Source organism: Bdellovibrio svalbardensis (assembly GCF_029531655.1).
Classification (GTDB): Bacteria; Bdellovibrionota; Bdellovibrionia; order Bdellovibrionales; family Bdellovibrionaceae; genus Bdellovibrio; species Bdellovibrio svalbardensis.
Map to the genome: position 1 here is coordinate 502,512 of NZ_JANRMI010000004.1, position 22,229 is coordinate 524,740.

19 protein-coding genes are annotated in these 22,229 nt (G+C 47.0%); 7 read left to right on the forward strand and 12 right to left on the reverse strand.

From position 1 onward, the window contains the following. Complete coding sequence (locus NWE73_RS15280; protein WP_277579214.1) at positions 1 to 576, forward strand: FMN-binding negative transcriptional regulator; 576 nt, start codon at positions 1 to 3, stop codon at positions 574 to 576. On the opposite strand, the gene NWE73_RS15285 is transcribed toward NWE73_RS15280, so the two are convergent. The 7 genes from NWE73_RS15285 to NWE73_RS15315 all read right to left on the reverse strand — a co-directional run bounded on the left by NWE73_RS15285 (position 573) and on the right by NWE73_RS15315 (position 9,614). Continuing rightward, positions 573 to 3,095, reverse strand: coding sequence for a hypothetical protein (locus tag NWE73_RS15285; protein WP_277579215.1), 2,523 nt, complete (start codon positions 3,093 to 3,095; stop codon positions 573 to 575). The genes NWE73_RS15280 and NWE73_RS15285 overlap by 4 nt on opposite strands. 154 nt (positions 3,096 to 3,249) lie before the next feature. Then, the gene (locus NWE73_RS15290; protein ID WP_277579216.1) at positions 3,250 to 3,819 is read right to left on the reverse strand and encodes an outer membrane beta-barrel protein; all 570 of its coding nucleotides are present in this window, start codon (positions 3,817 to 3,819) and stop codon (positions 3,250 to 3,252) included. A 101-nt stretch (positions 3,820 to 3,920) separates the two neighbouring features. Beyond that, a complete protein-coding gene (locus NWE73_RS15295; protein ID WP_277579217.1) occupies positions 3,921 to 5,930 on the reverse strand; it encodes an ATP-dependent helicase in 2,010 nt (669 codons plus the stop codon). 160 nt (positions 5,931 to 6,090) lie between these two features. Next, positions 6,091 to 6,531 carry a hypothetical protein gene (locus NWE73_RS15300; protein WP_277579218.1) on the reverse strand — a complete coding sequence of 147 codons (441 nt, stop codon included), beginning with the start codon at positions 6,529 to 6,531 and terminating at the stop codon, positions 6,091 to 6,093. Between the two features lie 13 nt (positions 6,532 to 6,544). Further along, the gene (locus NWE73_RS15305) at positions 6,545 to 7,477 is read right to left on the reverse strand and encodes a hypothetical protein (protein ID WP_277579219.1); all 933 of its coding nucleotides are present in this window, start codon (positions 7,475 to 7,477) and stop codon (positions 6,545 to 6,547) included. Further along, positions 7,477 to 8,853: a class II fumarate hydratase gene (gene fumC, locus NWE73_RS15310; protein WP_277579220.1), complete on the reverse strand. Its 1,377-nt coding sequence runs from the start codon at positions 8,851 to 8,853 to the stop codon at positions 7,477 to 7,479. Before fumC ends, NWE73_RS15305 begins: the two co-directional genes overlap by 1 nt. Next, positions 8,853 to 9,614: an SDR family NAD(P)-dependent oxidoreductase gene (locus NWE73_RS15315; RefSeq protein WP_277579221.1), complete on the reverse strand. Its 762-nt coding sequence runs from the start codon at positions 9,612 to 9,614 to the stop codon at positions 8,853 to 8,855. Before NWE73_RS15315 ends, fumC begins: the two co-directional genes overlap by 1 nt. Before the next feature lie 179 nt (positions 9,615 to 9,793). Between NWE73_RS15315 and NWE73_RS15320 the strand changes: the two genes are divergently transcribed. From NWE73_RS15320 to NWE73_RS15330, 3 genes are all read left to right on the forward strand, one after another. Further along, positions 9,794 to 10,186: a YchJ family protein gene (locus tag NWE73_RS15320; protein WP_277579222.1), complete on the forward strand. Its 393-nt coding sequence runs from the start codon at positions 9,794 to 9,796 to the stop codon at positions 10,184 to 10,186. Continuing rightward, positions 10,183 to 10,641: an EVE domain-containing protein gene (locus NWE73_RS15325; RefSeq protein ID WP_277579223.1), complete on the forward strand. Its 459-nt coding sequence runs from the start codon at positions 10,183 to 10,185 to the stop codon at positions 10,639 to 10,641. The genes NWE73_RS15320 and NWE73_RS15325 overlap by 4 nt, the downstream gene beginning before the upstream one ends. 61 nt (positions 10,642 to 10,702) lie before the next feature. Beyond that, a complete protein-coding gene (locus NWE73_RS15330; RefSeq protein WP_277579224.1) occupies positions 10,703 to 11,656 on the forward strand; it encodes a tRNA dihydrouridine synthase in 954 nt (317 codons plus the stop codon). An 18-nt stretch (positions 11,657 to 11,674) separates the two neighbouring features. Here NWE73_RS15330 and NWE73_RS15335 read toward each other — a convergent pair whose 3' ends face one another. After that, a complete protein-coding gene (locus NWE73_RS15335) occupies positions 11,675 to 14,014 on the reverse strand; it encodes a hypothetical protein (RefSeq protein ID WP_277579225.1) in 2,340 nt (779 codons plus the stop codon). A gap of 211 nt (positions 14,015 to 14,225) precedes the next feature. Here NWE73_RS15335 and NWE73_RS15340 point away from each other — a divergent pair, with 211 nt between their 5' ends. Further along, positions 14,226 to 14,906 (forward strand): PAP/fibrillin family protein, encoded by a 681-nt coding sequence (locus tag NWE73_RS15340; RefSeq protein ID WP_277579226.1) that lies wholly within the window; start codon positions 14,226 to 14,228, stop codon positions 14,904 to 14,906. Positions 14,907 to 14,960: 54 nt separating this feature from the next. Next, entirely contained in the window at positions 14,961 to 17,120 is a 2,160-nt protein-coding gene (locus tag NWE73_RS15345; RefSeq protein ID WP_277579227.1) for a prolyl oligopeptidase family serine peptidase, read from the forward strand. A gap of 21 nt (positions 17,121 to 17,141) precedes the next feature. Here the strand turns inward: NWE73_RS15345 and NWE73_RS15350 are convergent, their stop codons facing one another. After that, a complete protein-coding gene (locus NWE73_RS15350) occupies positions 17,142 to 17,813 on the reverse strand; it encodes a class I SAM-dependent methyltransferase (protein ID WP_277579228.1) in 672 nt (223 codons plus the stop codon). Positions 17,814 to 17,881: 68 nt separating this feature from the next. Here NWE73_RS15350 and NWE73_RS15355 point away from each other — a divergent pair, with 68 nt between their 5' ends. Then, entirely contained in the window at positions 17,882 to 18,136 is a 255-nt protein-coding gene (locus NWE73_RS15355) for a glutaredoxin domain-containing protein (protein ID WP_277579229.1), read from the forward strand. 449 nt (positions 18,137 to 18,585) lie between these two features. Here the strand turns inward: NWE73_RS15355 and NWE73_RS15360 are convergent, their stop codons facing one another. The 3 genes from NWE73_RS15360 to acs all read right to left on the reverse strand — a co-directional run bounded on the left by NWE73_RS15360 (position 18,586) and on the right by acs (position 22,224). Continuing rightward, on the reverse strand, positions 18,586 to 19,650 hold the full coding sequence (locus tag NWE73_RS15360; RefSeq protein ID WP_277579230.1) for a tRNA-dihydrouridine synthase family protein: 1,065 nt from the start codon (positions 19,648 to 19,650) through the stop codon (positions 18,586 to 18,588). A 95-nt stretch (positions 19,651 to 19,745) separates the two neighbouring features. After that, on the reverse strand, positions 19,746 to 20,273 hold the full coding sequence (locus tag NWE73_RS15365) for a DUF6580 family putative transport protein (protein ID WP_277579231.1): 528 nt from the start codon (positions 20,271 to 20,273) through the stop codon (positions 19,746 to 19,748). Positions 20,274 to 20,286: 13 nt separating this feature from the next. Continuing rightward, positions 20,287 to 22,224: an acetate--CoA ligase gene (gene acs, locus NWE73_RS15370; RefSeq protein ID WP_277579232.1), complete on the reverse strand. Its 1,938-nt coding sequence runs from the start codon at positions 22,222 to 22,224 to the stop codon at positions 20,287 to 20,289. Between the last annotated feature and the right edge of the window lie 5 nt (positions 22,225 to 22,229).

The window sequence follows — 22,229 nt, forward strand, 5'->3', positions numbered from 1 at the left end:
ATGAATGACACGCAGTTGATTCAAGAACTTGTTAGCGACTACCCACTGGGATGTTTGATTTCGTCTTCAGAAAACTACTTGCAAACGAACTATCTCCCCTTCTTGTTGGAAGGCGGTTTTCTTATCAGCCATATGGCAAAAGCCAATCCCCAGGTCGAGCATCTAGATGGCAGCTTTGTGGTGGTGACCTTTCAAGGGCCCGAACGGTATATATCGCCGTCTTGGTATAAAAGCGCCATGCAAGTTCCTACTTGGAATTATGCCGTCGTTGAAGTGCGTGGAAGAATTGAAATCTTAGGCCAGCCCAATGAGATTGAAGAAATTCTGCAAAAATCAGTCACGCAGTTTGAAGCCATGAACAACACGGCTTGGAAATACAATTTGCCTGAAAAATTTCGCAACGAACTCATCAAACATATAGTCGGTGTGAAAATTCATATCGAACAGATCGAGGGAAAATTCAAGCTCAGCCAAAACCGAGATTCGCAAGATCGCGAATCGGTTAAAACTGAACTTTTCCAAAGCTCTCACAGCAAGGATTTAGCTATGCTTAAATTAATGAAGACCCTTTTCTAGTTTACTTTTTTCATGAAGATATCCCGCGGAGAGCTCAAGAGACCGTTTAAAAAATAGGATCCATCTTCAGCCACCTTAAGATGGATGAAGTCCCAATAAGGACCTCCATTGGCAGACTCATCAGAGAAATAGGTTCCGTTGGTTCCAAAGCTAGCATCAGCGACGCCAGAAGAATCCAAACGAATAATACCCGTTCCAGACTTGCCGCCTGCATCATCAACCCAACCCACGACAACAACCTTATAGCTGCCATCACTTTGAATATCTAAGGCCAGATCACTGGTATATGCATACGTCCAACTATTGCTTAACGAAGCATATCCATTTGTTCCAAAAGTTGAGTCCAACTGACCAAGCGCTGTTAATCTTAAAGCGGCCAAGCTCACACCGTCAGGATTCCAATTAGTCCCCGCGACAACTCGTCCCTGCGGATCTAATTTTATATTCCAAATTCCCGCATCTCCACCAAGGTTATTGGAGTTCATAAACTTCCCGTTGGTCGCAAATATCGTATCCAACTGTCCCGCCGCTGTGACTTTAACAATCAAATCAAAATAATTAGACGAAGCATCACTGGCATAGCCTCCTAAGAGGTAGCCATGATCCTGGGACTCTATCAGCGCATACACGCCCGATCTGTTGGCATTGGTCATTTCAAGAATTCCTAGGGTTCCAAAGCCAGTATCCAAAGCTCCACTCAAATCCATTTTCAGAATGAAGTTTTGCGAAGAAGCGGCCCCCATATCTCCGGCAAGGATAATTTTGTCATTCGCGTCTATTAAGGCTTTCGTGGCTTTTGAGGGATTCACTGAAGTTGCAATCTCCAAAATTCCGGCAGTTCCAAATGAAGATCGATAGCTGCCATCTTTATTAAGACTTATCGCAACTACCTTTCCATTATTATAGTTCGTTCCTACGATGAGATATCCTTGATCGGGAAGTTCAACGACATCTGCCACTTCGCAAGTTGCACAGGCCGACAGATCTACTGCTCCACTCAAACCAAAGGTCGAATCCACGGTATAATCTGATTTTAATTTTAACAGGACATTGCCAGCATCACTCGCACCAAGAATCGCAAAGCCATGATCCGAGGTGATAATACTCTGAAGGTAAGAGCTGTCTCCACTGGCCAAAGTCGGATAGATAACTCCATTCGTGCCCACGCCATTAACAGGGACTCCTGTCGTCGAATCTATCTTGTAGAGAAACACTTTATCCGCGCCATCATTCAGAAGCCCATACAGCAAAACCGAACCGTCAGTGGCCACTTTAATATCGCTGGACTCCCAGGCATTTGCATCCGCAATATTAAATCCGCCGTCACCTGCAAAGGAAGTATCCAATGCCCCGGTCGGAGTTAATTTCACCACGACGATGTCGCCATCACTCATTTCATTGACGGCGACAAAAACTTCCCCACTTGAATTAGCCGCGGCCGCCGAGACGTTTTCATCAGCTAGAATATTAAAACTTGCTTTTCCAGAAGCTCCATAGCTTGTGTCAAGAGCACCCGTTGCCAGAACCTTGTCCACTTCAAAATTAAAGTTTGTATAATCATATGAACTCATAGCCACAATGTATTTGCCATCGTTCAATCTTATAAGGGAACTTCCCCAAAGTTCTATCGTTGTCGGAATGTCAAAATGCCCACCAGCTCCAAAACTGTTGTCAACACTACCGTTCATTTGCAGTCGGGTAAGGCGAACTGTCGTGGCTGCCGGACCTGTCGGATCTGCATAGCGGCCCAAAGTCAAATATTTGGTACCACTGATATCCTCTTCAAGGACTTCCCAAGCATAATTGCTATTTACATCCGTCATGAGCAAAATGCCGTCACCGGAAAAACTTGTATCAAGATTTCCCGAAGCATCAAACATCGCAACTAAGGTGGACGATGTTTCATTTGGATTGAACACGGCTCCCACTGCAACAACGCCCCCACCAGACAAAGGAGCTACTGCATAAAATCTTGAACCCGCTTGATTCAGCTCCACATAACCCGAGCTGCCAAAACTCGCATCGGGCTGTCCCGCCGCTGTAAATCTAAAAATGATCGGTTTTGCATTCTTGCTTCGACCGACCATATAAGTACGGCCCGTGGAATCCATGGCCATCTTCATTTGACTCGAGCTACTGGCCAGCATTCCCGCACCAACCACACGTCCTTGGTTTCCAAAGCTGGAATCGAATTGAAGCTGACTGCTGAGCTTACCGATTGCTGGGTAATAGGGAGAATTTTTAGTTCTGCCCGAGGCGTAAACAGAGCCATTTGCCGCAACAACTAGGTTTTGCGGATCCGCATATCCAAAGGAAAAATTTTTCCGGAAGACACCATCTGGGATAGGATCATAGCCAGCAAAGGCTTCGTCTCCTGTAGAAGGAGCAGTAATTTCGCCACTATTACCACCGTTATTTGCGCTAAAAAGAATATTCGCACCAAGGGTGCATCCCAGCGTTCCCAATGCAAAAGTGGACAGCAGAAACAGTCGTACAAGCACGTTCAATGAAGTTCTCATTCCGTACTTCTCGGAAGGTTGGGGCTCAGCCTTCACAGTATCCCATTGAAAGCGAAGTATCCGATTATATAGGGGTAACTAATGTGAAAACCTCTATGTCGAAATCGAGGATTTACATAATTTGTGAATCAAAATGAGAGGGTCGCGAAATATATTAGTAACCTACTCCGAATGACAGAGTGTTTTGGATGTCATTCTTAGAAAGATCTGAATAGTCTCTAAAAACCATTGTGGAGCTGGCGTTCAGAGAGAAAACACCAAACGAGACGCCCAGCTGTAAGCCCGCATAAGGATTGTAACGAATGTCTTTGTCTTTACGAGTAAGGATTCCACTGGAGGTTGTTTCCTCGATGCCTCTGGTTGCCTGCGCGCCCACGCGCAATGATGAATGCAAATAGTTATTGAAGCGATAAGTTGATCGAATGCCTAGCTTTGCGATTTCGTCTTCGTTATAGATTTTTTCAGGGGCTGTAGACATGTTCTCTGTGTCTGAGGCCTTTGAGTATTCCACTTCTGCAGAAAGAATATCCTCCCCCACTGTCACGCGCAGTCCATACATCGCACGAGTGGCAAGATGCGGAGTTGGGCTGTCACGGTAAACGGTTTCGTATCCATATAAAGGCGACACCGTATAACCCGGACCGCTTGAGAGTTTGAATTCTCTGGCTGAAGCAACGGAGGTTCCAAGCACGGCTGCTAAAAAGATGTAAGCTTGAAATTTCACAAGGCCTCCCGATGATTGAAGAAATCTACACTTCTATTTCGGAAGAATTGCGGAATTGATAAACGAGACCACGACCAGAGTCGTGGCTTTAAGTAGCCACTTTACTTGTTAATCTTGCTGTCGAGTTTGGAAAGAAAGCTGGCCACCAAATCATCACGTTCTTGCCCAGACACGGGACGTGCTCCCAACGGGTACTCTTTATAAAGGTTGGTCGGAATCTCGAGAAGAAAACGCGATGGTGTCGACGGACGAACCACACCGTTTTTCTTTCGTTGCATACAGCGAGACATCACCAGACGTTTCTTTGCGCGCGTCACGCCAACATAGAACAAACGACGCTCTTCATCGATATCGGAGCCCAGATTTTTATGTGGCAAAAGATCTTCTTCAATCCCCGCCAGAATCACCACGGGGAACTCCAGACCTTTGGAGGCATGCAGGGTCATGAGCTGAATCTTCTCTGCCTGATCTTCTTCAGACAAATCATCACGCAACATCATCGAATCAATGAAGGATTTGATGTATTCAACAGAGTAAGCGCGTCTGCCGAGGTAAGAATCCAGGATTTTACCGAGGATTTCAACGACCACCCATTTCTTCTCGCCTGCTTTAGGATCTTTTGCAGAATTGTAAACGTAATCGCGATAACCAAGCTCTGAAAAGATTTCGACCATCTTCGCGCCCGGCGAAGAGCCCACGTTAAAATTCAGAATTTGTTCTGGGAATCCCTCAAGGAAGGCCAACAAATCTTCGATGGCGTCTCCGGCCTTTTCCCCGACTTCGGCATCTCGCCACAAACGGCAGGCATCCAAGAAGCTCACGCGTTTCTTTTTGGAGAACTCCGTCAGCTTCTCAATTGTCGAATCCCCGATGCCACGATTAGGCACATTGATGATACGACGAAGCGATACTTCATTCGGAGCCAAAGACTGCTTCAGATAAGCCATCAAATCCTTGATCTCTTTACGGTCAAAGATCGACGTGCCACCGGAAATATTATAGGGAATGCCCGCACGACGTAAAGAGGCCTCAATCAAGGCACCCTGAGTGTTGGAGCGATACAAAACCGCGAAGTCTTTGTACTTAAAACCTTCGCGCTGGAAATGCAGGACTTCACTGACAACGAATTCGCACTCGTCTTCCTCGCGGTCCAAGATAAAGACCTCAGGAAGATCGCCGGATTCTTGTGCTGCTTCTGCGCGCAAGACTTTGCCGTGACGATTCTTGTTTTTGGAAATCGCGGCATTAGCCACCGCCAAAATTTCAGACGAAGAGCGATAGTTTCTTTCAAGTTTAATCACTTCGCAGTTTTTAAACTCTTGCGGAAAATTCAGAATGTTTTTTACTTCCGCGCCACGCCAGCCATAGATCGACTGATCGTCATCACCGACGACAGTGATGTTGTTGTGCGAGCGCACGATTTGATGAATCAGATCCATCTGCATGCGATTGGTATCCTGGAACTCATCGACCATCACTTGCGAGAACTGACTTTGAACTTTTTCAAGAAGTTCTGGATGCTCTTTGAACAACTGCAAAGGCTTGATCAGAAGACCTTCAAAGTCGACCACCCCCAAATGCTCCAGGCGTTTTGCAAATTTTGGAGCGAGTGTTTCCACCATCTCGTGGTATTCGTCAAAACCTTCGTGCGTCGGTGCCTGCCCGGTGCGACGGTCATTGATCATGTTGAGAATCTTATCGATATCAAAACTGTCTTTGCCGGAATTTTTAATATCTTTGATCAGCTCTTTCAGAATCGCATTGCAATCAGTTTGATCGACGATTCCGAAGTAAGGGGACAGATTAGCGTGTTTATGAAAACGACGAAGGATTTGCAAACCGAAGGAGTGGAAAGTCCCCGCCCACAGGCCTTGCCCTGCACTGCCAAGTTTTTGGCCCACACGGTGTTTTAGCTCACGCGCAGATTTATTTGTGAACGTCAGAACGCAAATCTCTGGAGCTTGTGCAACCCGCTCAGAAATCATACGCCCTGTGCGCGAAACAAGCACAGTTGTTTTGCCTGAACCAGCACCAGCTAGAATAAGCAAAGGCCCATAATTATGCTTAACAGCTTTCTGCTGTTCCGGGTTTAACCCCTTAAGCCAATCCAAAAAAATACCTCAATTATTCAAGAAGCCCCAATGAGGCTGAGCCAAACGGTTCAGCCGCAAGGCGGAGGTCCATCCTCACAGCGCAGGCGTGGCAGCGCCACGTCGGAGCGAGGAGATGGGCCGACAACGCAGTCGGATGGGCCGTTTCGCTCGGCCGACGCTAGACGCGGTTGTGGATTAGGGAACGAACTTCATCTTCAAAGACCACTTCGATTTTGTCGTTCGCAGAATCTTTAACGAAGCCCAAACCGAATTTTGGATGTTGAAGTTTTGTGTTCTTTTCGAAGTTGCCCTTCATGCTGTATGTCGCTGTAGGAGCTTTTTCGTTAGACATTAACATTTCGTATTCATTGCGGTGGCTTGATTTACGTGAACTCATTGTTTGTTCGCGTTTTTTAGCCGCTGCGCCTGTCAAAGGTTTGCCAGTGCGAGTTTGTGCTTTAGGAAGTGAATACGTTTTTTGCGAACCACAGATTTCGCATTTGATTTTTGCAGACGTCGCGGACGTGTGCGCTAAAACCACGTGGTATCTGTCGGCATCACACTTTTTACAGAATGCAAAAAAGGATTTCGCGACAGGGGGCAAAGTATTCATCGTCATTAGATCTTCCTATCTAGTATTGTTGCTTTAATCGATAAATCATTAACTTCTCGTCCAGATTCTTTTGCGCAATTTCACCTGCACTCAAGAAATATGGTCCCTGCTCCAGCTCGATCTTCTGCTGCAGATCCATCATACTGTCTTCACTCTTTGGATCAATGAAGGTTCCCGTAGGGCCGTATCTTTCCAAGAATGCCAGATCAGACTCTTTGTTAAAGAATTTTTCCCAACAATGAGTATTCACCTGAACTCGATAAGTAATAGTTTTAGCATGAGAATGCACCGGAGCGTAAGCCCCAATTACCTCTAAATGCCCATAATGCGAGTGAAGTTTCAATGCCGGGCTGCCCCATTGGGTCATTCCAGAGCACTGTTCGACGTTCGCGTACCATAATCCGAAGGCTTTCGACAAAAATCCTAGACCGTAAAACTGCTCTTCCTTCGGCAAAAGAGAGTTTACAGAGCATAGGTTGTGGGCAACCCACTCCCCTTTATGCATGGTCGGAATGATAATAAACAAAGAAAGTGGAACCCAATCCATTTCATCCAAAGACTCGATCTCTTTTAAAACTTTCGAAGTTTTAATGGGACTTTGTGACGCAGGATATTTTTTTGGATCGAGAATGTCGCGGACGACCTTGGACAAAAACTTCGGTCTGGCGGCGAAACCCGCCACGAAACCCGGCATCACTGCGCAGTCATAGAACACCCAGCGAGGCATGGCCATGTTCGAAGGTCCGAAGGCACGTTCTTCAATGGAGTAAATGCGATCAGCAAAGCCGATCTCTTTCACATCGAGAGGATCTTTGAAAATGGGGCTATTCTTGAACCAATCCAAGCGATGGATCGAACCAGGTTGTGCGATCTCATTCTCATGACGAACGAAAACATAAGGTCTTACGTCGTCACTGTTCATCCACTCTGCTTTTTTTAGTAGCTCATTCATCAAACCATACTCTCCGGTCTGACTATCTTATCAAATTCTTCGCCAGAAAGGAGTCCAAGATTAATAGCTTCTTCGCGGAGTGTTGTGCCGTTTTTATGAGCAGTTTTGGCTATTTTTGCTGAATTGTCGTAACCAAGTCGAGGGTTCAAGGCCGTCACAAGCATCAAGGAGTGTTCCAAATGCTTCTGAATCTGTTTGCGGTTCGCCTCGATGCCTTCCACGCAGTGATCAGTGAAGCTTTCGCAGGCATCTGCAATCAAACGAATCGAATTCAGGACGTTAAAAACAATCAGTGGTTTAAACACATTGAGCTCAAAGTGCCCCGTTGCCCCGCCGATACTGGCTGCCACGTGATTTCCCATGACCTGCGCACAGACCATGGTCATGGCTTCGCTCTGTGTGGGATTCACTTTCCCCGGCATGATCGAGCTGCCCGGTTCATTTTCAGGAAGATGCAGCTCGCCGATTCCACATCGGGGTCCTGAGCCAAGAAGACGAATGTCATTCGCGATCTTCATCAAAGACACGGCGGCGGAATTGAGTGCGCCGCTGACTTCAATCAAGGCATCATGAGCAGCCAAGGCCTCGAATTTATTTTCTGCTGTGACAAAGGGAATCTTTGTTTCCGTCGCGATAGCTTTCGCGGCATCGACGGCAAACTTTGGATGAGTGTTCAAACCCGTCCCCACGGCCGTTCCGCCCAGCGCAAGTTCATGCAAGTGTGGCAGAGCATTTTTCACTCTTTGAATCGCGTGTTTCATTTGCATCGAATAACCCGAGAACTCCTGCCCTAGAGTCAACGGCGTCGCATCCATCAAGTGCGTGCGCCCGATTTTTACGATGTCCTTAAATTCATTTTGTTTTTTCTCGAGAGACTTTTGCAGCTTTTCCATCATCGGAATCAAGCGATGATAGACTTGCTCGCCAACGGCGATATGCATGGCTGTCGGGAAAGTGTCATTCGAAGATTGGCCTTTGTTGACGTCATCATTCGGATGGATCTCTTTGCTGGGAAGTTTGATCCCCTGCATATCCATCGCGCGATTGGCGATGACTTCATTGGCGTTCATATTGGTTTGCGTACCCGAACCCGTTTGCCACACGACGAGTGGAAAATGGGCGTCCAGTTTTCCTTCGATCACTTCATCAGCAGCTTTGACGATGAATTCGGTTTTCTTTGCATCAAGAAGTCCGAGCTGGTGATTTGTTTGCGCGGCACATTTCTTCAAGATGCCAAGGGCCCGAATCATTTCTCTGGGAAAGCGATCCCCACCAATGCGGAAATTTTCTGTCGATCTTTGAGTTTGAGCTCCCCAGAATTTATCTGTGGGAACCTTCACCTCACCCATGGTGTCTTTTTCAATACGGAAACTCATCAAGACCTCCTGGTCACCATTCCAACATGAGCTTGATCGGTTGGGTAAATAACGAGTTCTTGTATATTCACATGAGCTGGGCGCGACACGCACCATGCGATCGTTTCCGCAATGTCCTCTGGCTTCAATGGAGTCATGCCTTCATAAACTTTGTCGGCCTTCTGTTGGTCTGCCAAGCGCACCATTGAAAACTCTGTATGCACCATGCCGGGTTCAATATTGGTGACTCTGACATTCGTGCCCTGCAGATCCATGCGCATGCCTTCGGAAAGGGCGCGGACTGCAAATTTTGTCGCGCAGTAAACTCCGCCACCCGGGTAAGTCCATCTGCCGGCGACAGAACCGATGTTGACGATATGGCCGGATTTTCTTTTGGCCATATGCTCAATCACTCCTCGAGTCATGTAGAGCAAGCCTTTAACGTTGGTGTTTACCATCGTGTCCCAGTCATCGAGAGAGGCTTCCTGCATTTTCTCCACACCTTTTGCAAGACCCGCGTTGTTTACTAACACTTCAAGATTGGAAATCTCTGGATAATGCGCTTTAAGAAATTGCGTCACATCGTCGCGATCGGAGATGTCGAACGAGGCTTTTTTAATCTCAATTTTTGGAAACTTGGTGCGCAGATGACTTTCGAGGTTTTGCAGGCGTTCCGCTCTTCTGCCCGTGATAAAAAGAGAAAATCCCTGAGCGCCCAAGGCCTCTGCCGTCGCCCAACCAATTCCCGAAGTTGCTCCCGTAATTAACGCCCATTTTGCCATACTCACCTCAATCATTTTATGGTGAGCCTGAGGGAGCTTTTTGGGTAGCTCTGTCGCGTCAGTCTACTCTGACGCAATGAGCCTCAAAAAAGGTACTCCCCAAGGAAAAGCCACTTCGTGCCTTTTCTTGTACCTTTCCCTCTTCCCTTTCGCCATCAGCCCCTGCTAGATTCGGGGGCATGAAATGTCCATGTGGGTCTGAGAAAAATTATTTAGAGTGTTGTGGTGTTTATCATTCAGGCAAAGAGAAAGCTCCGACGGCAGAAGCTTTGATGCGTTCTCGTTATAGTGCCTTTGCGAAAAATCAAATGGATTACTTGAAAAACACGACGGATCCGCAAACTTTGCAAGATATCGACGAAGAGGCCAACCAAGAGTGGGCGGAACGCGCGAAGTTCTTGAAACTGGAAGTGATCAAATCTGAAGAAAAAGGCACCAAAGGAACTGTTGAGTTCAAAGCTTATTATTCTGTTGATGACGAAGAATACATCCATCACGAAGTGAGCACTTTCCGCAAACAAGCTGGCGAGTGGTTCTTTAAATCCGGCAAAGTCAAAGAGGCCAAAGTATGAAGTACTGGCTGATGAAATCAGAGCCCGATGTTTTTTCTATCGATCAGTTGAAGAAAGATTCCACGACATGGTGGGAAGGCGTGCGCAACTATCAAGCGCGCAATTTCATGATGAAAGATATGGAAGTTGGTGACGCAGTTTTGTTTTATCACTCCAATGCGACCCCACCGGGAGTCGCGGGATTGGCCGTGATTTCCAAGGCAGCTGAACCAGATCAACTTCAATTTGATAAAAAGTCAGAATATTTTGATCCCAAAGCCACTAAAGAAAAACCAATTTGGTACTGCGTTCAGGTGAAGTATGCCGACAAGTTTAAAGAGCTTGTGAGCCTTCAGGATCTTCGTGACAACGATAAATTGAAAGAAATGCTCGTTCTCGCAAAAGGTTCTCGCCTTTCGATCCAACCCGTTGATAAAAAGCACTTCGATATCGTCAAGAAAATGGGCGGGCTTTAGAGCCTACTCCGACGGAGTCGGAGTGTAAGCCAGCCCTCCGACGAAAAAAACAGGTGTCATAATGAAGAAACTATTTTTAGCTCCCATGGAGGGTGTCGTTGACTGGGTCATGCGCGACACACTCACAAGTTTAGGAGGCATCGATCAATGTGTGACGGAATTCTTACGCGTCACTGATCGCCTGCACCCTGAAAGTGTCTTCTTCAAAAATTGCCCTGAACTAAAAACAGGATCGCGCACTCGCTGGGGAACACCCGTCTTTGTTCAACTCTTGGGTGGCCAAGCCGAACCTCTTGCCATGAACGCCCAAAGAGCTGTAAAGCTAGGCGCCCTTGGCGTCGACTTAAACTTCGGCTGCCCTGCTAAAACCGTCAACCGCCACGACGGCGGAGCTAGCCTTTTGAAATCTTGCGACCGTGTCTTCACCATCGTCGACACTGTTCGCAAAGCCGTCCCAGCAAATGTTCCGGTCACCGCGAAAATTCGCCTGGGCTTTGATGATCCAACAAAGTGTATCGATATCGCGCAAGCCGTCCAAGAAGCCAACGCCGATTGGATTACCATCCACTGCCGCACTAAAACCGATGGCTACAAACCACCGGCTTATTGGGAATGGATTCCAAAAATTAAAGAGAAAACAACTTTGAAGATCATCGCCAACGGCGAAATCTGGAACGTCAGTGATTTCAATCGCTGCGTTGAAGTCACTCAATGCGACGATTACATGATCGGACGCGGAGTCATGTCGAACCCCTTCATCTTCAAACAAATCAAACAAAGCCTCGCACAAGAACCCGTGATGGAAACAAGCTGGGAAAACGCCAAGCCCTTACTGCCACAATTCTTCGAGGCCAGCACTGCCCACATCAACGACTACTTCGCCGTCTCACGCACCAAACAATGGCTCAAAGCCTTGTCACTAAAAAATCAAGAAGCCAAAGCCGTCTTCGACGAAATCAAAGTCCTAAAGAAACCCGCCGAATTCCAAGCCCAACTCCTCAAGCACACCACTTAGGGTACGCCGTACCGGCTCTTAGTTTGCGCGATAGGTTGAGGTTATGCCTTTGCTGCTGAAGCCTTGATTGAGTTCTTGCAGGGACTGTTCGAATTTTTTCTGAATGAGGGCGCGTTCTTGAGTGGTTAAGCGGACCCCCGGAGCTTCGCCTATCAATAGCTTGATAGATCCACTGTTAACGGTCTGGGTGTTCATATCGAGACCAAAGGTAAGACCCTGCATTTTGCGAGGCTCCATCACTGTGCTCAATGAAGACCTTAATATTTTTTCCACACTTTCCCCGTGCGTGCTCAGTGTGTTGCGTGCCGAAACATCTGTCACACCCTCAGGAATGAATGCCAAGCGGAACTTCCCTGAATACTTACTGTCTGCCAATCCGTTTAAGATATTCTTTTTATCAGATTCATTGAGAGGTTTAACAGCAATCGCAACGCAATCATCGCCAGAACAAATGGTCTTTAATTTTCCCGGGTCCACAGATCGTCTGACGACATCTTCAAAATATTTCTTCTGTGCTTGGAATTCGACAGTCACCGCTTTTTCTGCTTTGCGGGTTTCTTCCAAAACTTGATCTAAGTTTTTCGAACGCGCCAGGGCTTCTGCCGTCCCTTTGATATTTGAGGCCCCCAAGCCAATGACATCGGCAGAGAATCCCCCTTTGGCAGCTTCATTGAGATTCGCGACTTCACGCTTGGGCACAAAAATTCCCGGTGAAAATTCATCAGATGACTTCACGTAAATCTGCAGCTCTTTCACCGTCGAAGCCGGTAAAGAGGAAAGCGCAAAGCGCTGCTTAAGAGCCTCCGCCACTTTTTTGTCATCACCCGCATTTTTTCTGACAATATCAAAGGCATCAGCATGCAAGGTATTACCATCCACCATGGAGGTCTTAGCCAGCTCTGTTCTCAAAGTCTGACGACTCTTCTCTATGGAATTGAGTTTTGAGGTCAGTTCTGTTGTTAATTTTGCTTGTGAATAGTTTTGCAGTTTATTCTCAGCTTCCAGACGCGAATAGCGCGCGGCCACATTGGCCTGTTCTGCTGACTGTCCCACTCCGGCGCGGAACCAGTCCTTGGAGGCATCACCATCTCTGACAATTTTTTCGGCCTTTAAATAGGTTGTAAATTCATCATTGGTTTCTTTAAAAGCCTTTTGAAGCTTGGTCTCGAACTCCTTCGGAATATCGCCACTAAAGGCAAATCGCGAAGATTTAAAGTCGGAGTACTGTTCCACCTTCAAATTCGGGAATTCCTTTTTAAGAACCTCAATTTTTTCAAACAACAACTTCTTATGGTAGTTCGTCAAACTGGTAACTAAATTTTTATCTTTCAAAGTGTCATTGAGAGTTTTGAGCTGGCTGTTTTCTACATCCAAGAAGCGAACCTTCGAGTTCACACCTTTTTCAGCCAGCGCAATCCATTTCTCATTATCCGCCACACTCGTCGGAGAATAAGTTAAGAAGTCTTTTATTAAATTTTCACGAGTGAGCCTGCCCGCGCGCATGACCTCAAAGGATTTTGCTGCAGTTCCCTCGACCCTCAATGCCTCTTCGGCCTTGATCGCCTTTCCAGCAGCCACTGCAAGTCTGGCCCCCTTGAAGGCCGCTCCAAACAAAATCGTCGGATCAATGACATTGCCAACGGCATAGCAAGCCATCTCTGCTTGGATCAAAGGTTTGTAACAGGAAAACTTATGATACTGTTCTTTGATCTGTCCACCGACCATCGCCATAAGATCATTCATTTTATGGCGCTGGTCCGGCGTTAGTGAATCATCTCTTGGTGGCGGTCGAACCGGAGCACGTCCTGGAGCACGATCCAAAGATGCCTTCCAAGCCTTCATGTCTTGGGACTCGACGTACAGGAACGAGGCGGATAGTTTACCCAGTTCCTCGTCGCTCAACCTGTTATAACGATGATCGTCTTTGACGAGATCACGCTTACAAGCGATGGACTTTTGGCATTGGCGAATGAATTCGTTTTTCTTTTTGATATTCGACTTAAAACTGTCCCAACTGCTCTCGACAAAGTCACCGAGCGAAACGGCCATGTCTTTCAAGGCGATTCCAGTGTCGACCAAGGCATTTTTATATCCCCGAAGACATGCCAGATCTTGACCAACTAAATTCTCTTCACTCTGTTGGCACTGCGATTTGAAATCACATTTCCGTAAAGAACTTTGCATTTCGGGATATTTCTTAGCGAGTCCTTCACAATCCAAGGCCTTCACTTCAATCTCACAAGTGCTTACTAAATTCTTTACGAAGTCAGATTGCTGCGAAGAACAGCTTTTCGTCTGTGAACAAAGCGCAGTGATACCGGCCGAATAAATATCAACCGCATGGCTTTGAGAGCCCACTAGAATAAGGACTAGCAGATGAACAAGAGGCAATTAAAACTCCACGAAGTTCTTTTCGGTTTTAAAATCGCCAAGTTAAGACCTCATGAAGACTATATAAAAACTCTAGACTAAAACTCGCAGATGTATGGGTGCGCAAATACACGATGGCAGCTCAGAGTGCTGACGGTACTATGAAAGGCATCGACAAGACTCTAACCAGGAGGCTTCCATGACCAGACTTATGGCTGCACTTGTATTGATCTTCTCGTTCTCAGTAGCTCAAGTTCAAGCTGACGACACATATGATCGCATTCAGGAGTTGAAGTATGAAATTCTTGAGATCTCCTTCAACGCCCAAGGTGAATACGACAGTGACGACAACAATCTCGAAGTGAGACAGAGGTTGGACCCTTTGGTTGAAGAACTGATCTCTCTTGCTCCGCCGCGCTCCGAACAGCAAAAACTCGTCGATGTGATTGGGACTTGGTATCAGGTCTGGGCTGACGGCCCCGGTGGCCCTCCTGGCCAAGGCGCCCGTGGCGACTCCATCTGGCAAGTGGTCTTTCCTGAAGGCTACTACTGGAATGTTGCGCGCAATCAATATGGACCGGTGCAAAACATGGGCTACCTGCGCGGTAAGTTTTCAGTCAACACAGATTCCCTCGCGATCGAATTCACCAAAGCTGTATTCAATCCGCAATGGAGTTTTGCCGAACCGACACGACTGGCCATGCTGGCGGAATTCGGGGCCTTTGATGCCAATCCCACTCCCTTCCCGCCAGGCACAAGTCCCATAGGCAAAAAAGGCTATCTTGCCAATGTTTATGTCGATGAAGACATTCGCATCTGCCGTGGCGGTGGCACCGACTTCGGCGACAATACATATTTGTACATCCTTGAACGAGATTAGCGTTGCACACTCAAATAAGTTTTATAAGATGAGGGCCTCGAAAAAGGGGCCTTCATGCGTTATCTGCACATTCTTTTGCACGGACTTCTGCTTCCACTTCTATTCCAACTGACCGCTTGCACGACAAAAAATACCCAAGTACAAAAAGAAACTATGAAGAAGGAAACTCCGCACATGGCCGACCCGTATTTATGGCTTGAAGAAGTGGAAGGCGCACAAGCTTTGGCATTTGCAAAAGCGGAAAGCACTCGCACGCTCGCCCACTTTGAAAAAGATCCTCAATTCGCCAAAATCAAAGCAGATCTGACCAAGATCGCTTTGGCCGAAGACAAACTTCCGGGCATCACCTTGATCAATGGTGAGGTCTATAATTTCTGGCAGGACAAAAAGCATGTGCGCGGAATTTGGCGCCGCACCTCAGTGAGTGAATTCAAAAAAATCAAACCCAAATGGGAAACCATTCTGGATTTGGATCAACTCGCAAAAGATGAAAATGAGAACTGGGTTTGGGGCTGGCAAAATTGTTTGCCTCCCGAAAACAGACTTTGCCTTCTTACTCTCTCGCGCGGAGGTAAAGATGCCTCTGTCGTGCGCGAATTTGATCTTACAACAAAAGCCTTTGTAAAAGACGGATTCACCTTGCCTGAGGCTAAAAGCGATATCAGTTGGATTGATAAGGACACCGTCTTTGTCGGAACTGATTTCGGACCAGGCAGTTTAACTGACTCTGGCTACCCGATGATTTCCAAAATCTGGAAACGGGGTCAGCCCCTCAAAGAGGCCAAAGAAGTTTTCAAAGGCGGACCTCAAGATATGAGCGCCTCAAGCTTTGTCTATACGACAGAAAATAAGAAATACCGCTTTCACTTCCGGGTGATCTCATTTTATGAAAATGAAATCTGGTACGAAGATGAACAGGGTCTTCGCACTCATCTGCCCTTACCTTCAAGCGCCCAAATGTCTGGAGTATTCAATGACTCTTTTTTATTTTTGTTGCGCGAAGATCTGAAGACAAAAACGCAGACAATTCCCGTGGGAAGTCTTGTGGCACTCCCCGTGTCCCAACTAAAGAACAAAGAAAAGGCCTTAGATTCCCTTGAAGTTCTTTTCACTCCGAGCGCAAAAAGATTCTTGAACTCGGTTGAAGTGAGCAAGTCCGCAATCTATCTAAACCTGCTAGACAATATTCAAGGAAAGATAGCTCGCATCACACACACCGAAAAAGGCTGGCTTCTTGAAGACCTCAAAATGGGCAACCAAGGAGTGGCGCGAGTCTATTCTGCCGACCCTTGGGACGACAACTATCTTGTTGCCTACACGGATTTCTTAACTCCTTCGTCAATCTATCAAGGAGTCTCAGCTCACAAAGGTGCCACTTGGGATTTATTGAAGCAGGCGCCAGAGCGATTCAAGTCCAAAGATTTGATCGTTGAGCAACGACACGCAAAAAGCGCTGACGGCACAATGATTCCATACTTCATCGTTCACAAAAAGAACCTGGTCCTGAATGGAAAAAACCCGACGCTTCTTTATGGCTACGGCGGTTTCGAGTCCCCGATTCAACCATTCTACTTGGATAGTATTGGAAAATTGTGGTTGGAAAGAGGTGGCGTTTATGTTGCTGCCAACCTTCGTGGCGGTGGTGAATTCGGCCCGACTTGGCATCGTTCCGTGATGCGCGAAAATCGCCCTAAGGTCTATGAAGACTTTATCGCGATTGGCGAAGATCTCATTCAACACAAAATAACGAGTGCGACCCATCTGGGAATTCAAGGTCGCTCGAACGGAGGCCTTCTGACCGGAGCGACCTTCGTGAAACGCCCTGATTTGTTCAATGCCGTTCTTTGCGAGGTGCCCCTGCTGGACATGGCCCGCTATCACAAACTTCTGGCTGGCGCGAGCTGGATGGAGGAATATGGAAATCCTGATGACTCTAAAATGAATGACGTTTTGATGAGCTATTCTCCGTACCAAAACGTGAAGGCCCAAGTAAAATATCCGGAAGTGCTATTCATGACGAGCACGAAGGATGATCGCGTTCACCCAGGACACGCGCGCAAGATGGTCGCCCGCATGAAAGAACAAGGTCATAAAATTTATTATTACGAAAACACCGAAGGTGGCCACGCCGGAAACGCAAACATTCAGCAAAAGATTTTGTGGAATACTCTGGAGTACACTTATCTGTGGCAAAAATTGAGTGGCAAAAACTAGGTCCCTCTGCAAAACCTTAAGCTAAGAGGGAGTTTGTGCATCCCATTTTTGAAAAATCCAATAAGGGCTTCGGCCCTTGATCAACTGTAAATTGAAATGATCCGCGATCCACTTCATGGTTTTTTCCGAAAAGAAGGTCACGTGAGTGAGATCGCGACGGTAATACCAGTCATGAAAAGCCGCTTCACCTTTATGCGAAGAAGTCATCACCGCCAGAATCCCACCCGTCTTTAGCATCTTTATCATTTTCACAAGTTCCGCACGCGGATCGTACAGGTGCTCCCACACTTCTGTGGAAGTAATGACGTGATAGCTTTTCTTCAAAGAGTCTTGATCCGGAAAATAATAAAGATCGTAGTTGGTCACGCGGAAGGATTTTTCAGTGAACCAATTTCCTAAGAAGGCCGTAGGACCGCAACCATAATCCAGAACGCTGACGTCAGAAGGTTCGCGCTTTGCATTCTTCGCAAACTGCTCAACATCCTTCACAAGAGGCTCTAAAAATGCTCGGTAGCCCTTCATATCCTCGTTTTGATGAAAGTCGTAACGAGCTTTCTCTTGTGCCGCATCGAGACGCTCTTTCGGGTTCATAAAGATTAAGTCACACTGCGCGCAATGATAATAGCTACGCTCGGGTTTCTTAACCACTTTAAAGGCCGCTGAATGAGGGGTCTGACACAGTAAGCATTCCATCTGCTAGACCTTGTCTCTGCTCTAGGCACATGTCAAAAAGAATTATATACTTTCATCTGAGGTAAAATATGGCACAAATCACAATCTACAAAAAAGACCCTTGTCCTTTCTGCGATCGCGCAATCAATTTTCTTAACGGTAAGGGTTTGGCTTACGACATGGTCGACCTCACCAACAAACCGGAAGAGATCGACCGCATCAAAAGCGAAACTGGCTGGAGAACGGTTCCTATCATTTTGATCAATGGCAAACTTATCGGTGGCTACACGGATCTGAAGGCCCTTGATGACGAGGGTAAGCTTACTGCCCTGCTCGAAGCCTAGTGCTGACTTCGGGCGGAAGACTGTGCTGGATGCGAAGGATTTGTTAAGGAAGTGGAATTCTTAGCTCATGCTTCGATCGGCACGCCGTCCGGGCTCGATCACCGCCGAGCTAAAGCTCGGTTCGCGGCATCGTGCCGCCGGTGAAGGCCGCTCTACGCATGAACTAAGAATTCCACTTCCTTAACAAATCTTGCTTCCGAGTTTTTTCTTGTTCGTTAAGTGGGGCGTTGTCTTTGCTTCGCAAAGATTCACTTTCGGCGCCGGTGTTGCGTTGCTTCTTCGTTTCGATTTTGCTCTTAGAGCCCAATCCTCTGTCTTAGATTAGAGTCTCCACACAGACCCCACATAAAGCTATTCATTTTTAAGAGGAGCACATCGAAGGCAAAAATTTGACTAAGGCATAGTCCTTAGCCAAATTCTTCGAATTCAGATCTGATCATCTTAGGAAACTACTGACGAAGCTCCGTACGTTGACTCATCTCGTGAGGAACGTCGAAGAACTTCGTCACAAGTTCTAGCATCTGTTCAATCGTTTGCGCTTTCGCGCAAACTCCCGTGAGCGCATTGCCAAATGGAAGCCACACACCCGTCGTGCGTACATAGAATCGGACCTTTCTCATTGCGCGATCAGGTCCGAAGTACTTGTTACTGGCCTGTATCAGCTTGAGTAAAACTTTGCCGTACTCTGCGCCTTCCTCTTCGGGAGTTCTTGGCGCTTTTTGATTTTCTTTTCCAAGTGGTGGTGCAAAGCCCAATTCTTCGCCGAGCTGCCACAGCATCCATGGACGTGCGGCAAGACCTCTTCCAGACATTGCCATATCACAGCCCGTTTCACTGAGCATATTGATCGCATCTTCAACGGTTTGTACGTCGCCGTTTCCGATGACTGGGAAATCGACGGCTTGATGCAATTGTTTGATTTGCTCCCAATCGGCACTGCCTCTGCGTTTTTGGGCGGCGGTTCTGGGATGCAAACACACCCATGCGGCTCCGGAATTTCGGAGACCTGATACGAACGTCAATAATTCGTCGAACTCTTTGGTGCTACCGACGGCGCGCAATTTTACACTGACTGGAATCGTTGAATTTTTGACGGTCATACGTACAACTTCGGCGGCGTAACTTGGATCACCCATCAAGGCGACACCGTAGTTATGCTTTAAGGCCTTTTGTACGGGACAGCCCATGTTGATGTCGATGGCTTCCGCTCCCCACTCAATCAGACGTTTTACGGTCTTTGCGATGGGTTCTTCTTCATTGCCGAGAATTTGTGGGACCAATCCATTTTCACTGGCTGAGCGCATGGTTTCCGGCGTGGTTTCCAGATTTTCATCCGGAACCCTGCGCGAGTTCAACATTTCCGTGGGCCAGATGGTGAAAGCATCCTGTGGTAAATACTCGCGCATGACTTCACGTAATGCGACGTGTGTCAGTCCTACCATCGGCGCCAAGCACAGAGGGAAATTTACTTTACCATCTAGTATCGGGCGATGAAGGCCCAATTTGCGACTCATCTGAACTACTCTCGACGTGCAACTAAGATTGCACAAACAAAAACGGAGTCCACTGCTTGCACAATGAACTCCGTTTGGAATTAAAGACCTAAAAACTAAACTGACTTCGCTGAGAAGAATTCAGGAGCCGTTCTTTTCAAAGCTTCAGCCGCACCGAACATCACACCAGAGAAAAACAAATCGCCAAGGATTTGGTTGTCAAAGAATGGGATCGCAGCAACGTAACAGCTCACAAGACCTTGCCATGTTTGCGGATACATTCCTTCCATGATCCAAACACCAAAGTTTGAAACCAAGAAGAACACGGAACTTGTCACCAATGAAGCCGTCACGATACGCATTGGACTTTTGCCTTCACGCAAAGTCCAACCCAACATCACCATCAAAGTGAATGGCAGGTAGACAAACAACATTGTGGAGTGGAAACCCAATACGAGATCGCTTAGGAGCAAAGCCAACAATGGCACCAACATCGAAAGGCGTTTTGATGGAAAATAAGAACCACCAAACAAAGCCATCGCGCCGATAGCAGTGAAATTCCAAGGATGAGGCATCAAACGGCTAAAAGCCGCGCCCAAAACCATCAAAACAAGCGTCATATAAGTAGTTGTGCGTGTAGTCATGAGGCCGAAATTATCACTTATTCATTCGGTTGTCTACCAACTCTTGAACCACTCCTGGCTCAGATAAAGTTGTGATATCGCCCAATTGATCCGGATGATTTTCAGCAATTTTTCGCAAGATTCGACGCATGATTTTCCCCGAGCGAGTCTTCGGTAAACGCGGCGCCCATTGTATAAGATCTGGAGTCGCAATCGGACCGATCTCTTTACGCACCGTCAAAACCAATTCCTTCTTCAGTTCGTCAGAGGGAACTTCGCCGGTTTTCAAAGTCACGAAGGCATAAATCCCCTGCCCTTTGATATCATGTGGATAACCCACCACCGCCGCCTCGGCAACGCGATGATCCGCAACCAATGCGGATTCGATCTCTGCTGTTCCCAGCCTATGGCCCGAAACATTGATCACATCATCCACGCGACCCGTGATCCAATAATAACCGTCTTCATCACGACGACATCCGTCACCAGTGAAATAGAATCCTGGATAATTTGCGAAGTAGGTATCTTCAAAACGGGCATGATCATGATAAACCGTGCGCATTTGTCCAGGCCAAGAATCCGCGATCACCAAAACGCCCTCGCCAGCGCCTTCAATCTCTTTACCTTCAAGAGTCAAAAGTTTTGGCTGAACACCAAAGAATGGCAAAGTTGCGGAGCCCGGTTTTGTCGCGATCGCTCCTGGCAATGGAGAGATCAAGATGCCACCTGTTTCAGTTTGCCACCAAGTATCGACGATGGGACATTTGTTGTTGCCAACTAAATCATGATACCAAGCCCAAGCTTCGGGATTGATTGGCTCGCCCACCGAACCCAGAAGACGCAAACTTTGACGTGAAGTTTTTGTGACGAAGTCATCTCCTTCACGCATCAAAGAACGAATGGCTGTTGGAGAGGTGTAGAAGATTGAAACTTGGTGCTTATCCACGATCTCCCAGAATCTCGCAGGAGTTGGATAATTGGGAACACCCTCAAAGAAAACTGAAGTCGCACCGTTGGCCAATGGACCATAGACAATGTAACTGTGCCCTGTGACCCAACCAACGTCGGCAGAACACCAGTAGATATCATTCTCGTGATAATCAAAAACATATTGATGAGTCAGACTGGCATAGACAAGATAGCCACCCGTCGTATGCATAACGCCCTTAGGTTTTCCCGTAGAACCTGAGGTGTACAAAAGAAACAAAGGATCTTCTGCATCCATGGGCTCCGCTTCGCACTGATCAGTCACAGATTGAACGATCTCGTGATACCAGATATCACGTCCCGCCTTCATCTCCACATTGGTTTGCGCATACTTAACAACCAAAACTTTTTCAACAATGTTCGCCTTCACGACAGCCTTGTCGATATTTTCCTTCAATGCGATGACTTTGCTTCCACGGAATCCAGCATCTGCGGTGATTACAAATTTCGAACCACCGTCGACGATACGATCTGAAATTGAATCAGGAGCAAAACCGCCAAAGACGACAGAGTGAATCGCCCCGATGCGAGTGCATGCTAACATCGCGTACGTGGTTTCCAGAATCATCGGCATATAGATGGTGACGACATCACCTTTTTTGACTCCCATTTTTTTCAATACGTTCGCAAAGCGGCAGACTTCTTTATGGAGTTCTTTATACGTGATTTTTTTAGAGGGAATCTCTGGCTTATCAGCTTCCCAGATAAAAGCGATCTTATCGCCGCGCTTGTCGAGATGACGATCTATGCAATTGTAAGAGACATTGAGTTTTCCACCTTGGTACCATTTGATACTCACTGGTTTTTTGAAACTTGTCTCTTTAACTTTGTCCCATTTCTTAAACCAATCAAGACGCGCCCCTTGCTCTGCCCAAAAACTTTCTGGATCCTTGACCGAGCGTTCATACATCTCTTTGTATTTCTGCTCGGTAATAAGGGCCGTTTTTGCGAAATTAGCGTCTACAGGATAAAGTTCTTTGTGCATAATAA

What these genes read in the sequence shown, in the direction of transcription:
- NWE73_RS15280 (WP_277579214.1), top strand. Translation starts at nt 1, where the DNA reads ATGAATGACACGCAGTTGATTCAAGAACTTGTTAGCGACTACCCACTG.
- NWE73_RS15285 (WP_277579215.1), bottom strand. Translation starts at nt 3,095, where the DNA reads ATGAGAACTTCATTGAACGTGCTTGTACGACTGTTTCTGCTGTCCACT.
- NWE73_RS15300 (WP_277579218.1), bottom strand. Translation starts at nt 6,531, where the DNA reads ATGACGATGAATACTTTGCCCCCTGTCGCGAAATCCTTTTTTGCATTC.
- NWE73_RS15305 (WP_277579219.1), bottom strand. Translation starts at nt 7,477, where the DNA reads ATGAATGAGCTACTAAAAAAAGCAGAGTGGATGAACAGTGACGACGTA.
- fumC (WP_277579220.1), bottom strand. Translation starts at nt 8,853, where the DNA reads ATGAGTTTCCGTATTGAAAAAGACACCATGGGTGAGGTGAAGGTTCCC.
- NWE73_RS15315 (WP_277579221.1), bottom strand. Translation starts at nt 9,614, where the DNA reads ATGGCAAAATGGGCGTTAATTACGGGAGCAACTTCGGGAATTGGTTGG.
- NWE73_RS15320 (WP_277579222.1), top strand. Translation starts at nt 9,794, where the DNA reads ATGAAATGTCCATGTGGGTCTGAGAAAAATTATTTAGAGTGTTGTGGT.
- NWE73_RS15325 (WP_277579223.1), top strand. Translation starts at nt 10,183, where the DNA reads ATGAAGTACTGGCTGATGAAATCAGAGCCCGATGTTTTTTCTATCGAT.
- NWE73_RS15330 (WP_277579224.1), top strand. Translation starts at nt 10,703, where the DNA reads ATGAAGAAACTATTTTTAGCTCCCATGGAGGGTGTCGTTGACTGGGTC.
- NWE73_RS15340 (WP_277579226.1), top strand. Translation starts at nt 14,226, where the DNA reads ATGACCAGACTTATGGCTGCACTTGTATTGATCTTCTCGTTCTCAGTA.
- NWE73_RS15345 (WP_277579227.1), top strand. Translation starts at nt 14,961, where the DNA reads ATGCGTTATCTGCACATTCTTTTGCACGGACTTCTGCTTCCACTTCTA.
- NWE73_RS15350 (WP_277579228.1), bottom strand. Translation starts at nt 17,813, where the DNA reads ATGGAATGCTTACTGTGTCAGACCCCTCATTCAGCGGCCTTTAAAGTG.
- NWE73_RS15355 (WP_277579229.1), top strand. Translation starts at nt 17,882, where the DNA reads ATGGCACAAATCACAATCTACAAAAAAGACCCTTGTCCTTTCTGCGAT.
- NWE73_RS15360 (WP_277579230.1), bottom strand. Translation starts at nt 19,650, where the DNA reads ATGAGTCGCAAATTGGGCCTTCATCGCCCGATACTAGATGGTAAAGTA.
- NWE73_RS15365 (WP_277579231.1), bottom strand. Translation starts at nt 20,273, where the DNA reads ATGACTACACGCACAACTACTTATATGACGCTTGTTTTGATGGTTTTG.
- acs (WP_277579232.1), bottom strand. Translation starts at nt 22,224, where the DNA reads ATGCACAAAGAACTTTATCCTGTAGACGCTAATTTCGCAAAAACGGCC.